Here is an 11,554-nt window from a genome sequence, read left to right as displayed (position 1 = left end):
GGCCTTGATCGAGCGCTGGGCAGGCCTTGCACCTGCATCCCCCCACGGGAAGTGGGGTGTCTTTCCTTGGACCACCAACGCCAGTCCCACAACCGTCAGCCACGGCTGCGAGCGCGAGATCAAATATATCGCAGGAATCCAGCCACCCGCCACCGGCAAGACACCCGGCTGCCCGTGGGCGACGCCTACCGCGAGCCGGACCCGAGCAAGGAGAGAAGGCTGCCGCTCCTGCAGTGGCCGCGCTCGGCGCCGCCGGGCGGCGGGCCCTCGCGCATAGGGACCAGGGGTAGCCGACTACGCCTGACGTTTCCAGAGCGTCACTTCGGTGAGGTAGGTGGGAACGTCGTACAACTTGTGCGTCGACGGCTCGACAGTGACGATCTTGACCATGGCGAGGTTGCCCTTGGACGTGACGGTGCACAGCAGGTCGCCCTGGACGAGGGCGCTGTCCGCGCCGGTGAGGTCTGAGCCCGACAGCCGCTCGGGGATGGGGTTGGTGGCGGCTGCGGTCGCGCACAGTTCAGGGGTGGGACCCGTGCTCTTGCCGAACGACGTTCCGCTCTTGACGTCCTCGTAGCCCATCTGCAGCTCCCGGTCGCGCCAGCTGATGTCGCCGAACGGGGCCACCTTCGGGAAGTCGAGGTCGACGTCGTTGAACTTTCCGAACTCTCTGGGCGCCAGGAGCTTCACCGGCTTGTCCTTGAACACCACGGTGTAGGGCGACGCCTGCGGCCCGGCAGCCGGGCTGCTGGCCTGCGCCGTGGGGGCCGTGCTCTGCGGCTGGTCCGCTGTCTTCTTCTTGTCGTCACTCGCGTTCTTCCGGGCGCCGTTGCCGCCGTCGCCGTCTGCGCTGGTGACGTACCAGATGCCTCCTGCCAGCGCGACCGCCAGAACCCCCGCGCCCACGACCAGGGGTACGCGGCTGCGGCCTGCGGATGCGGGGGCTGACGGGCCCGACGGAGCGGCGACGGCCGCAGCCGCCGGGGCACCGTATGCCGGGGAGTACGAGCCGCCGGTCGGCCCCTGGGTCGGCGCGTACGCGGGGTGGGCCGGACCCGATGCCTGGGTGGGTGCGTAAACGGGCCGGTTCGGTTCGGCGGTCCGGGTCGGCGTGTATCCGGGCTGGAACGCGGGCGGGGTCGGCGACTGCGGAGGTGACTGCGCCATCAGCTCGCGCCGCGTGATGTCGGCGGTGAGCGGTGCGGGCAGCCAGTTCGCGAAATCTCGCAGGTCCCGGCCCGCTGCCTGCCGGCACCATTCGGCGAGTTCCGCCGGCTGGGGCCGCTGCGCGGCGTCGGCGGTCAGGCATCGTTCCAGCAGGGGACGCAACGGGTCCGGGTAACCGCTGAGATCCGGTGCCTTCTGGGGGGTGTTGGCTATCGAGGCAGCGATCGAGATGCCCGAGCCGTCACCGTACGGGTGGCGGCCGGTGGCCACGACAGCGGCGATCAGACCCAGCGCGAAGATGTCGGTCGCGGGGGTGACCGGCCGGCCCAGCGCGTGCTCGGGAGACATGTACTGCGGGGTTCCGATGAAGCCGCCGCTGCGCGTGAGTTGGGTCGTGTCCGTGGCCCGCGCGATACCGAAGTCGATCACCCAGGGGCCGTTCGAACTGAGCAGGATGTTGCTCGGCTTGAGATCGCGGTGCACGACCGAGGCGGTGTGTACCGACTGCAGGGCTTGCGCGGTGCAGCCGATCAGCTGGAACACGGCGGGCAGCGGCAGCGGGCCGTGAGCGGTGAGAGCGCCGTCGAGCGCCATGCCCGGAACGTAGGCGGTGACGAGCCAGGGCTGCTCGCCGCTGGTGTCGTGGTCGAGGACCGGCACGATGTGGTAGCCCTGCACACGGCGGGCCGCCTGCACCTCGTGTTCGAAGCGGGCCCGGAACTCCTGCTCCTGGGCGAACTCCCGACGGATCACCTTCAACGCGACCGGCTGATTCCCCCGGGTCCGGGAGAGGTAGACGGATCCCATGCCGCCTTCGCCGATCTTCGCGAGCAGCCGGTACCCGGCGATCTCCTGCGGATCGTTCGGTCCGAGTGAGCTGAGCATGGGCTGGTCGGCGTTTGGCATCCATTCCCCCTGGTGATCTTGAAGTTGAGATCGTAGCGGGCGTTCGCGCATCGGCCGGCGGGCCGTCCGGCCGTCCGCCGTCGGCACGAAGCGCGGTCGGGCGGTCCGGCCGCGTCTGCTCCGCGTTTCGCCGAACGGCTACGCAACCGTCCACGCCGTGGGCCGGACGCCGGCCATAGCCGACGCTCGCGGCCACCAGTGAACGCAAAGGGACTCCGAAGGCACAGTGCCTTCGGAGTCCCTTTGGGATACCTCACCAGTTCACGTCAGACGAGGGCAGGCAGGGCTTCTCCATCCAGGGGAGTCCTGCGCTGATCAAGCCAGAAAATGTACGCCTTCAGGTGGATTGCGAGCTCGCCCTCAATGTACCGCTTGTATGAGTTCAGACCGTCGACGATTTCCCGCTCGTCCGCACGCTCACTGGTGGACCAGCGTGCCGCTGCCTGGTCTATCCAGTACACGAGCCGTCCGCGGTCCGCCCACCAGGCTCGTACCGACTCGGGCGTCCAATGATCGTCCCCGTCGCAGGCGTAGCCGGCATAAGGGTCGTTCACTGCCGCGTACAGAACCTTGTGAGTTTCTGCTTCCGTCCTGGGCTGGCGATAAACGAACTCCATACTGTGCTGCTCGTCGTCATACAGGATGTGGGCAGGAGCCACTAGTCGTCCCGTCCAGCAGTTGTCTGTCAGCGCCCCATAGAAGGGGCCCGGAACATTTCGCCAGTTGCGTTCCTCCCACTTCCCCAGGAGATACTCCTGGGCCGGCGGCAGCCTGAAGGACAGGTCCGACGGTGTTGGGTCATCGACTGGCACAACCGTTCCGTGTGACGTCCGCACGGCTGGCAGGAGATCCCAGTAGAGGTCTGTATCACTCATGAACGAGCCTCCTCACCACAAGGGTCACATTACTTCCTTCCATGCGTCGATGACCTTCTGGCTCAGTTTGACTCGGGGGTTGGCAGTCCGGTTGGTAGGCACCTGCGGAACCGCGTCCCGGTACATCTGGTTCAGAGTGACGGCCTGCTCGTAGGAGGCCAAGTCACTTAGGTCCTGGCTGGAGAGGTGGTCGAGCCTGGTGATGTCGGGGCGCCCAGCGCCCCAAATTCGGCTTCCTATGTCCTGTACACGCTCGCCGCCAACGAGGGTGTTGCCGGTCCACGAGCCCCTCGGCCAGACGAGAGGGACGTCGCACGGCGGGTGCCGGCCATGGCGGTGCTGCCACGGGTGCCGGGGACGCCCTGGAGCTCGACGGGGGTCGTGGCGGTCCAGGTGCGGTCGGCGTGGCGGATGGTGTGGAGCACGCGGTCGTCGGCGGTCGTGACGGCGACCTGGAGTTCACCGTTGACCGTGGCCGCGGCGACGGACTTGGCGGTGACGGTGCCGAGGTGGCCCGTCAGCTCGCCGAAGCCTTCCCAGCTGCCGCTGCCGTAGCGCATGGCGTGGTACTGGCGGGTGCCGCGCCGACCGTGTCGGGACGGCCATCCTCGTCAAGGGGCAGCTGACCGGTGCTCAGCAGTACCCGGTCATCCAGCCGGAACTGGGCCAGCAGACTCCGTTCCAGTGTGCGACCGCGGTCTCCTGGAACGTGCGGCTGTGCAACGTGCACGCGACACGGATCGGCGCCAACCCGTCGAACGCCACCCAGGACCTCCGGGACGAGCAGTACACGCAGATCAAGGCAATCGTGAACGGGTTCCCCCGGGTCGTCTTCGGCGGGGACTTCAACTCACGGCCCCCGGACAACCCGTACCGGACGGGGGCGGCCGCGTGCCTTGCCGATCTGTACTCCACCGGCCCCGGGACCCCCGGCTACCAGGAGTGCGATCAGACCGGCAAGGCACGCACCGGACGTGCGACGTACGACCTGTCCACGGCAAAGCTGGACTACATCTTCAGCAGCGAGCCCAGACGCTGGTGCACCGTGACCGACACCCTCTTCTCGGACCACCACGTCGTCATCGAGAGCGTGGACGTCACCTGAGACTCGACGCCGCAGGATCCGGCCGGCCTCGTCGTGGACGGGGCCGGCCGCCGCGGCGTTCGGCTGTGCGGGTGGTCATGTCCATTGCAGGAACGATCAAGCTGCGGGCGGTCCCTCCTCACGCCGAAGGGGTGTGGAACGTTGTCGGGGCAAGCCCGAAACGTGACCGCGACACTCAGGAGGTGTTCGGCAGATGGTTACCGCACCAGTGCTCTGGAACAACGGCAAGGCGTACCTGTTCGACGGCGGGGACTACTACCGCTACGACGTCGCCAACGACAAGGTCGACCCCGGCTACCCGAAGCGGATCGCCGCCAACTGGCCGGGCCTGTTCACATCCCGCGTCGATGCCGGCGTGGTGTGGAACAACGGCAAGGCGTACTTCTTCCGCGGTACCGAGTACGTGCGGTACGACATCGCGGCCGACAAGGTCGACGCCGGCTACCCCAAGCCGATCGCCGGCAACTGGCCCGGCCTGTTCCCGGACCACATCGACGCCTCCGTGGTGTGGAACAACGGCAAGGCGTACTTCTTCCGCGGGTCCGAGTACATGCGGTACGACATCGCGGCCGACAAGTTCGACGCCGGCTACCCCAAGCCGATCGCCGGCAACTGGCCGGGGCTGTGGGCATCGGACCTCGACGGCGGGGTGGTGTGGAACAACGGCAAGGCGTACTTCTTCCGCGGGTCCGAGTACGTGCGATATGACATCGCGGCCGACAAGGTCGACGCCGGCTACCCCAAGCCGATCGCCGGCAACTGGCCCGGCATGCCCTAGCGGGGTCCCCGACTGCCCGGTCCGCCTTGACTGACGGACCGCCGGTCGGGCCACGACATGCGGGTGATCTCGCTCTCTTCCCGGCAGATCACCCGTGCCGAGTCAGGACCGCGGGTGGGAGGAGTGCCTCGGCCCCGTCGCGCGGTCCGGGCGCGGCGGGGGCGAGGGTTGGTGCCTAGTGCAACCTCCACGCGTACTTGCCGCCGCCCACCCAGCGGACCACGCCCGGATCATCGAGGTCGCGGACCGTGACGCCCGCAGCCGCGGCGGTCAGGAGCACGTCCGTCATGGATGTTGCCGCACCCGCTACCTCCCCGTCGATCTCCACGATGCGGAAGGGCGGATCCCCGGGCTGCACTGGCAGCACGGTGACCCGTGGTTTCGAGATGTATGGGCTCGCACTTTCGGTCATGCAGAGATCGGTTCCACGCCACGGCCGCCGGTACGCCCGGCCGGCCAAGGGGAAAGTCCGCCGGCGGTCATATCCGGGCCGGCTGCGCCCGCCCCTCACCTGCCGCCCTCACCTGCCGCCCGCGCCGTCCGGCGGGGCGGCAGGTGAGGGGCGCCGTGCCGTCGCCCGTCACCACACCCGGATGGTGAGGGCTGGAGGACGGAGCGCGCGCCGCGGACGGCGTCGTATCACCCGCGGAGGAAGTGGTCCCCATGGGCGCTGATGTGAGCCTCCAACGCGGCCAGAGCCTCCTGCGTTCCCTGCGGCGTACCACTTCCACGGCGCTCCGCGTAGTACGCCGCTCCGAGTTTCTTCAGCAAGTCGTTGCCCGCGCGCTGTTGCTGAACCTCGTCCACCTTGGCCTTGCCCTGGTTGAGAGCGTCATGGGCCTGCTCCTTGGCCCGGTCGAGAAATCCCATCGCCACCTCCCGGTCGGCTGAACATCACGGTCTGTCGCCCAAGCAGAACACGCGGCCCCGCCCGGCGGGGATCAGCCACGCCCCGTGTGACGGGGCGGCCTCTTGACGCGTCGGGCCAAGGCCTGTTCTCCAGCGGGCTCGGCTGCCGCCTCCAGCCGGGCTCCAGCTCCGCATCGGAGCAGCCCCGCACGCGGGCCGCTCGCCGTCGTAGCCCCGAAGCCGCCCACGTCGGGTGGGCGGCACGGGCACGGACTCGGTGCCGGCCGCGGTCGGAAGGCGGCCGGCGCTCAGTTGAGGTTGCTCTTCAGCGCTGCGATGTACTTGGCGATCGAGTGGTCGCGCACGCCGTCGCCGGCCGGCGCGAACGGGTCGGCCGTCAGCCCCTTCGCCCGGTCGGCCAGACCTCCCAGCAGCGTCATCGACTCACGGACCTTCCCCGAGGCGTCGATGTAGCGCAGCGTGTCGACGTGGGTGTAGGCGGGCTCGGGCGGGAGCTGGGGGACGATGTCGTTGTTGTTGACGAAGCGGTGGATTCGTTTGGCCAGGCCCTTGTTGCAGGCGGCGGCGAGAAGGCGGTCGCAGGTGCGCGGCTGGCCGAAGGTGTAGACGCCGTCCGCGGTGAGTCCGGGCTCTTCGAGGTGGAGGCGGGCGGCCGCGAGCATGGCGAGGGCACCGCCGAGACTGTGGCCGGTCAGCCACACGCTCTGCCCGTTGGTGCGGAACTCGTCGATGGAGTCCCGCACGTCGGGGTAGACCGATTCGAGGGCTTCACCGAATCCGTAGTGGATGTAGCCGGTCTTCGCGGGACCCGGCCAGGGTGGGGTCGTCGCGTCGGAGAGCCAGTCGCGGATCTGAGCCGGCTCGGTCCCCCGGAACGCGGTGATGATCATTTCATCGCTGGCCATGGTGAAGGCCTGGGTGTCCTGGAGCGGGAACGGCGGGCTGAACCGGGTGTGGTGATGGCGGACCTTGGCAAAGCCCCACTGCTCGGCCGTTTCCTCGATGGCGGGCTCTGGCTTGTAAGCGAGATCAGCCACCTGGGCGAGACTGTAGGCGTGCGCGAGGCTGTAGCCCTTGACACGGTGGTCGATCACAGGTCGAGGCACAGGAAGTTCCTCTCAGACGGGGTACGGGTACGGGTACGTGCGCGGCGCGCGGCGACATGCGAGCGCGGGCAGGCCCGCCCTCATGAGGTTCTGTAGCCCGCCCCGGCACGGCCCGGACAGGGTGACGTCACGAACTCACCCGCTCGGACGGCTCGATTCACCGGGAAACGATCCCGCCGGTCCCCCAGATGCCGGACATGTCCACCACGCCGATCGTCACGGCCACTCCCGGCACAGCGCCGCCCGTGCCCACGCCGCACCCGCCGCGTCTGCTGTACGACGCCTGCCCGCTCTGCTCCGCCCCCGACATCTCCGTGCTGCCGACCGGCGACTGTTCGCAGCATCTGCTCTACAAGCCGGTGGTCGCGCCCACCATGGTCTGGATGCGCTGCGCCCCTTGCGGGCACGTCTGCACCCCACCGCGCAGGGGTAGCCGGGCAGGGCGCGCAGGTCGACGAGATCGGTGAGCGAGTCCCCGCGACCGACGAGCGCGACGCGTCCGGTGTCCGTCCCCTCGGCCACGTCGACGGTGACCTCCGCGTCGTCCCCCGCGTCCTGACCGCCACGACGGCCCCCCAGCCGCCCGACCCGCCCCCGACGATCAGTGAGCCCTCGCCGAAGTCCAGCTCACCGAGGGTCCAGTAGCCGTCATCGAACAACGCGCGGCCGCGCGGCCCGAAGCGGTACTCGTGGTCCTCGGTCTCCACCCCGCCGATCTCCCGCAGCACGACCCGGACCTCCTCCGGGACGGGGACGGGCCATCCGTCCAACTCGGCGTCGGTGAAACCGTCGAGGAGCTCGACCCCGTCCGGCCGCTCCGCGCCAGCTCCGTCAGCGCGCGGACGGCGGCCGCCGCCACCTGCGGTCCCGATCCCGATCCCGTATCGGAATGAGATTCCGGTTCAGTGTGTGGTTCATGTGCCTGCTCCCCGAGTCGCCGCCTTGCGGCTCCGAGGGTAGCCGCCGCCGGGCGTTCGACGACCTTGGTGGGGGCTCGTGGAGAGGTCTACGTGTCGTGTCCCTGAGCGGCGAGCCACCGGTGCACGGCCGCCTTGTCGGCGACAGTGATGCGGGGCGGTCCGTCGGAGCTGGGCCGCTTGTCCTGGTTGAACGCCGTATCGGTGACGCGGGCGGTGACCCAGTCGGCGAGTTCCCGGGCGGCTTCGGAGGACAGGCGACGCCGGGCCCAGTCACGGCCGGCCTCCTCGGCCGTGGGCGAGCCGTTGCGTGTGGCCTCTGCCAGCCATACCGGCACGAGGCGTTCGACCACCTGCTCGTCGGCCGATGGCGAGGGGGTACTCGGGGAGGTTCTCGGGGAGTCGGTCATGGTGACAGAGTGACCGGCCGGTCGGGCCGTCATGCGTTTCTGCGACCATATGGCCGTGTCACAACGGTCGGCGTCAGCTGACGCGGCATCGGCGGCCTCTGGCATGGCGGCGAATTGGACAAGACCTCGCCGGTCGGACGACGATGCACTGAAAGAGTGCCGCGGGCAGTGCCGGGGGGCGGACCGCCAGTTGCGGGGTTTCCCCGCGCGCGTTGCCGTGCGTCCCCGCACTTCCATGGAGGAAAACCCCAAGATGAGCTTCGGCGACCCCAACAATCCGTACGGACAGCAGCCCCAGGCCCCCCAGGGCCAGCCCGGCTACGGCTACCCCCAGCAGGCCCCGCAGGGCGTTCCACCGCAGGGCGGTTACGCCTACCCGCAGCAGCAGGGGTACCCCGCGGGACCGGTCGGATACCCGGGCGCCGGGTATCCGGGGGCGCCGGTCGAGATGCCCGGCGGCGCGAAGGCCGCGCGCGTCATCCTCTTCATCCTGGGCGGCCTGCAGGTGCTGGGCGGCCTGCTCGTCATCCTTTTCGGCGCGGTCTTCGCCACGGCCTTCTCGGAGTCGTCGTCCAGCTCTTCGGCGAGCGATGCGGGCACCTTCGCCGGCGGTGTGATCATCGCCGTGGGCGCCTTCGCCATCGGCGTGTCCCTGTGGCCCATCCTCACGGCCGCCAAGATGAGCAAGGGCCGCGGGGGAGTGCGTGTCTCCGGCATCGTCTACGGCTCGCTGCAGGTCTTCTTCAGCGGCCTCAGCCTGCTCGTCAACCTGGCCACGCTCAGCTCCGGCGGGCAGACCCCGGTCGGCGGTGCCATGCTCTCCCTGCTCCTGGCCGTGGTCGGTCTCGGCCTCGGCATCTGGGTCATCGTGGGCCTCGCCAAGTCCGGCGCCTACTTCGGGCGCCCGCGCTACTGAGCCTCGTACCGCGTACCGCGTACCGCGTACCGCGAAGGCCGCGTCCCGCACTGCTGCGGAACGCGGCCTTCGCCGTTGTCGGGGGCCTGGGTCGGGCAGAAGTACGTATCCCGGTGCGGTACTTCGCCCCCGCGCACCTGTGGTGGCCGCCGCCCCGGCTCCAGTCCATCAACGCCAGTACGGGAGCGAGCACCGGCCCTGTCCGACAACGCCGACCTGGACCGCGCCGTCGCCGCGAACGACGCGGTCATCGCCGCCTACGCCACCCGCGCCGACCGGACCGAAATCCCCTTCTGGCCGCTTGTTGTTCAACAACGTCACCCTCCGCCCGCTCGACAGCGACGACTTCCCCGCCGAGGCCGGACGGCAGACCGCCCGCGACCTCACTGCCGCTGCCGCCGCCGGCGCCCGTTTCCCGCTGGAGGAGATCGCCAAGGCGCACGACCACGTCAACACCGGCGGCCGAGGCCGCACCCTGGTCACCATCCCCCGGACGGGCCTGACCGGGGGAGGCCGCCGTGACGGCGACGGCGTTCGCGCCGACGATCACCAGGATGGCGGCCCACGCGGCCACGTCGAGGTGCTGGTCCAGCACGATGAGACCGACCAGAGCGGCGAAGACCGGGTTGACACTCATGAACACGCCGAAGAAGTGCGCCGGGACACGCCGTAGTGCGAGCAGATCCGAGAGGAACGGCACCGCCGAGGACAGCACTCCGGCGGCCAGCGCGCAGGCGAGGGCAGCAGGGGTGGGGGGATGCTGCCAGAGCACCAGGGCGCCGACGGGGACGTAGAGCGCGCCGGAGACGGCCGCGGCGGCAGCCGAGCCCTCCAGACCGGGCAGGCGCCGGCCGACGGTGCGGTTGAGCAGGATGTAGCAGCCCCAGCACGCCGCGGCCAGCAACGCCAGGCCGATGCCGAGGTAGTCGGCGGAGGGAGAGGGGCGGGCGAGCACGACGACGGCGACCGCGGCGGCCAGCGCGCACAGCGCGTCGATCCGGCGGCGGGAGCCTGCCAGCGCCACCGTCAGCGGGCCGAGGAACTCCAGCGTGACAGCCAGCCCGAGCCCGATGCGGTCGATGGCCGTGTACAGGGACAGGTTCATCACGGCGAACACCAGCGCCAGCGCCAGCACGGGCCGCCACTGCGCTGCGGTGAACGACCGCAGGCGCGGCCTGCCGGCCGCCCACAGCACTCCGGCGGCCACCCACTGGCGGACCGCGACCACTCCCACCGGGCCGATCACCGGGAACGCCAGCGCCGCCACCGATGCCCCGACCTGATTGGACAGCCCGCTGCCCAGCATCAACGCCACCCCGCCCCGGCGGTTCCCGCCGCGGCCGGGTGTACTGCCGTCGGCAGCGGCGAGGGCCTGCCCGGCGTCATGTGAGGTCTTCGGCGTCATCCCCCCACCGTGCGGCCTCCCCGGGTATACGCAAAATGCATCCACCGCACTATCGATACGCTGAGCGTATGGATACGCACCGAGGGAACTCCGCCGGGCTGGACCTGAAGCACCTGCGCTGCCTGGTCGCCATCGTCGACACCGGCAGCTTCACGGACGCCGCCCTGGAACTGGGCATCTCCCAGGCCGCCGTCTCCCGGAACCTGCTCGCCCTGGAGAAGTTCCTCGGGGTGCGGCTGCTGCACCGCACCAGCCGCACGGTCGCGCCCACCACCGCGGGCGTTCAGGTTCTCGCGCGCGCACGCCCGCTGCTCGCCGGCGCCGACGAACTCGTCACCGAAGCCTCCGCCGGCTACAGCCGCCTGCACATCGGCCACGCCTGGTCCGCCTTCGGCCGTCACACCACCGAATTCCAGCGCCGCTGGCACCACAGCCATCCCGAGACCGAACTCCGCCTCATCCGCCACAACTCCTCCACCGGCGGGCTCGCCGAGGGGCTCTGCGACCTCGCGGTCATCCGCGCCCCACTCGACCTCAAGCCCTGGTCACACGCCCTCGTCGGCCACGAACTGCGCTACCTGGCCCTCGCCTCCGACGACCCATGGGCCCGCCGCCGCAGCATCCGCATGGGCGAGATCCCCGGCCGCACCCTCGCCATCGACCGCCGCACCGGCACCACCACCCTGGACCTGTGGCCCGAAGACGAACGGCCCACCGCCGAGTACACCCACGACATCGACGACTGGCTCGCCGCCATCGCCACCGGCCGCTGCGTCGGCGTCACCCCCCAGGCCACCGCCGCTCAGTACCGCCGCGACGGCATCACCTACCGCCCTCTGCGCGACGCCGATCCCGTCCCCGTCCACCTCATCTGGCGCCGCCAGGACCCCCACCCCGCCACCCACGCCGCCGTCGCCCTCGCCCTCGACCTCTACCGCGAGAACTGATCCGCCACCGGGTATTGCCCACAGTTGCGGGCGACGGTGTCGGCGAAGGTTCGGGCCGGCGGGGAAAGCGCGTCCCAGCGCCGGACGGCCCATCCCGCGTGGAGGGCCGGGACGGCGGGGATGGGGACGAGGCGCAGTGCGATGCCACGTCC

General features: G+C 70.1%; 11 protein-coding genes and 3 pseudogenes. 5 read left to right on the top strand and 9 right to left on the bottom strand.

Going from position 1 to position 11,554, the window contains the following annotated elements; all coding sequences use genetic code 11:
- Positions 1–294: 294 nt before the first annotated feature.
- The 3 genes from ACWDYJ_RS27935 to ACWDYJ_RS27925 form a co-directional block, all read right to left on the bottom strand.
- On the bottom strand, positions 295–2,073 hold the full coding sequence (locus ACWDYJ_RS27935) for a serine/threonine-protein kinase (protein ID WP_451568352.1): 1,779 nt from the start codon (positions 2,071–2,073) through the stop codon (positions 295–297).
- A gap of 266 nt (positions 2,074–2,339) precedes the next feature.
- Positions 2,340–2,948 (bottom strand): ferredoxin, encoded by a 609-nt coding sequence (locus ACWDYJ_RS27930; RefSeq protein ID WP_451568351.1) that lies wholly within the window; start codon positions 2,946–2,948, stop codon positions 2,340–2,342.
- Positions 2,949–3,184: 236 nt separating this feature from the next.
- On the bottom strand, positions 3,185–3,508 hold the full coding sequence (locus ACWDYJ_RS27925; protein WP_451568350.1) for a hypothetical protein: 324 nt from the start codon (positions 3,506–3,508) through the stop codon (positions 3,185–3,187).
- A 44-nt stretch (positions 3,509–3,552) separates the two neighbouring features.
- Here ACWDYJ_RS27925 and ACWDYJ_RS27920 point away from each other — a divergent pair, with 44 nt between their 5' ends.
- On the top strand, positions 3,553–4,053 hold the full coding sequence (locus tag ACWDYJ_RS27920) for an endonuclease/exonuclease/phosphatase family protein (protein ID WP_451568355.1): 501 nt from the start codon (positions 3,553–3,555) through the stop codon (positions 4,051–4,053).
- Between the two features lie 193 nt (positions 4,054–4,246).
- A complete protein-coding gene (locus tag ACWDYJ_RS27915) occupies positions 4,247–4,831 on the top strand; it encodes a hemopexin repeat-containing protein (RefSeq protein WP_451568349.1) in 585 nt (194 codons plus the stop codon).
- Between the two features lie 175 nt (positions 4,832–5,006).
- On the opposite strand, the gene ACWDYJ_RS27910 is transcribed toward ACWDYJ_RS27915, so the two are convergent.
- The 4 genes from ACWDYJ_RS27910 to ACWDYJ_RS27895 form a co-directional block, all read right to left on the bottom strand.
- Positions 5,007–5,243: a hypothetical protein gene (locus tag ACWDYJ_RS27910; RefSeq protein ID WP_451568348.1), complete on the bottom strand. Its 237-nt coding sequence runs from the start codon at positions 5,241–5,243 to the stop codon at positions 5,007–5,009.
- Between the two features lie 227 nt (positions 5,244–5,470).
- Positions 5,471–5,701: a hypothetical protein gene (locus ACWDYJ_RS27905; protein ID WP_451568347.1), complete on the bottom strand. Its 231-nt coding sequence runs from the start codon at positions 5,699–5,701 to the stop codon at positions 5,471–5,473.
- A gap of 287 nt (positions 5,702–5,988) precedes the next feature.
- On the bottom strand, positions 5,989–6,807 hold the full coding sequence (locus tag ACWDYJ_RS27900; RefSeq protein WP_451568346.1) for a lipase family protein: 819 nt from the start codon (positions 6,805–6,807) through the stop codon (positions 5,989–5,991).
- Between the two features lie 1,006 nt (positions 6,808–7,813).
- Positions 7,814–8,134 (bottom strand): hypothetical protein, encoded by a 321-nt coding sequence (locus ACWDYJ_RS27895; RefSeq protein WP_451568345.1) that lies wholly within the window; start codon positions 8,132–8,134, stop codon positions 7,814–7,816.
- 253 nt (positions 8,135–8,387) lie between these two features.
- Here ACWDYJ_RS27895 and ACWDYJ_RS27890 point away from each other — a divergent pair, with 253 nt between their 5' ends.
- Positions 8,388–9,050: a hypothetical protein gene (locus ACWDYJ_RS27890; protein ID WP_451568344.1), complete on the top strand. Its 663-nt coding sequence runs from the start codon at positions 8,388–8,390 to the stop codon at positions 9,048–9,050.
- A gap of 165 nt (positions 9,051–9,215) precedes the next feature.
- Positions 9,216–9,543 (top strand): annotated as a pseudogene (locus tag ACWDYJ_RS27885) (NADPH:quinone reductase); the annotation flags it as partial.
- A gap of 18 nt (positions 9,544–9,561) precedes the next feature.
- On the opposite strand, the pseudogene ACWDYJ_RS27880 reads toward ACWDYJ_RS27885, so the two are convergent.
- Positions 9,562–10,356 (bottom strand): annotated as a pseudogene (locus ACWDYJ_RS27880) (EamA family transporter); the annotation flags it as partial.
- A gap of 167 nt (positions 10,357–10,523) precedes the next feature.
- On the opposite strand from ACWDYJ_RS27880, the gene ACWDYJ_RS27875 reads away from it, so the two are divergent.
- Positions 10,524–11,402, top strand: a complete 879-nt coding sequence (locus ACWDYJ_RS27875; protein ID WP_451568343.1) for a LysR family transcriptional regulator — start codon at positions 10,524–10,526, stop codon at positions 11,400–11,402.
- Here ACWDYJ_RS27875 and ACWDYJ_RS27870 read toward each other — a convergent pair.
- Positions 11,387–11,539: pseudogene (locus tag ACWDYJ_RS27870) on the bottom strand (LysR family transcriptional regulator); the annotation flags it as partial. The gene ACWDYJ_RS27875 and the pseudogene ACWDYJ_RS27870 sit on opposite strands and share 16 nt — an antisense overlap.
- Between the last annotated feature and the right edge of the window lie 15 nt (positions 11,540–11,554).

Source organism: Streptomyces sp. NPDC003042, from assembly GCF_053591315.1.
This window is presented reverse-complemented; position numbering and strand designations above follow the sequence as displayed.

Coding starts and splice junctions, on each gene's coding strand:
- ACWDYJ_RS27935 (WP_451568352.1), bottom strand. CDS start 2,073: ATGCCAAACGCCGACCAGCCCATGCTCAGCTCACTCGGACCGAACGAT.
- ACWDYJ_RS27930 (WP_451568351.1), bottom strand. CDS start 2,948: ATGAGTGATACAGACCTCTACTGGGATCTCCTGCCAGCCGTGCGGACG.
- ACWDYJ_RS27925 (WP_451568350.1), bottom strand. CDS start 3,508: ATGCGCTACGGCAGCGGCAGCTGGGAAGGCTTCGGCGAGCTGACGGGC.
- ACWDYJ_RS27915 (WP_451568349.1), top strand. CDS start 4,247: ATGGTTACCGCACCAGTGCTCTGGAACAACGGCAAGGCGTACCTGTTC.
- ACWDYJ_RS27910 (WP_451568348.1), bottom strand. CDS start 5,243: ATGACCGAAAGTGCGAGCCCATACATCTCGAAACCACGGGTCACCGTG.
- ACWDYJ_RS27905 (WP_451568347.1), bottom strand. CDS start 5,701: ATGGGATTTCTCGACCGGGCCAAGGAGCAGGCCCATGACGCTCTCAAC.
- ACWDYJ_RS27895 (WP_451568345.1), bottom strand. CDS start 8,134: ATGACCGACTCCCCGAGAACCTCCCCGAGTACCCCCTCGCCATCGGCC.
- ACWDYJ_RS27890 (WP_451568344.1), top strand. CDS start 8,388: ATGAGCTTCGGCGACCCCAACAATCCGTACGGACAGCAGCCCCAGGCC.
- ACWDYJ_RS27875 (WP_451568343.1), top strand. CDS start 10,524: ATGGATACGCACCGAGGGAACTCCGCCGGGCTGGACCTGAAGCACCTG.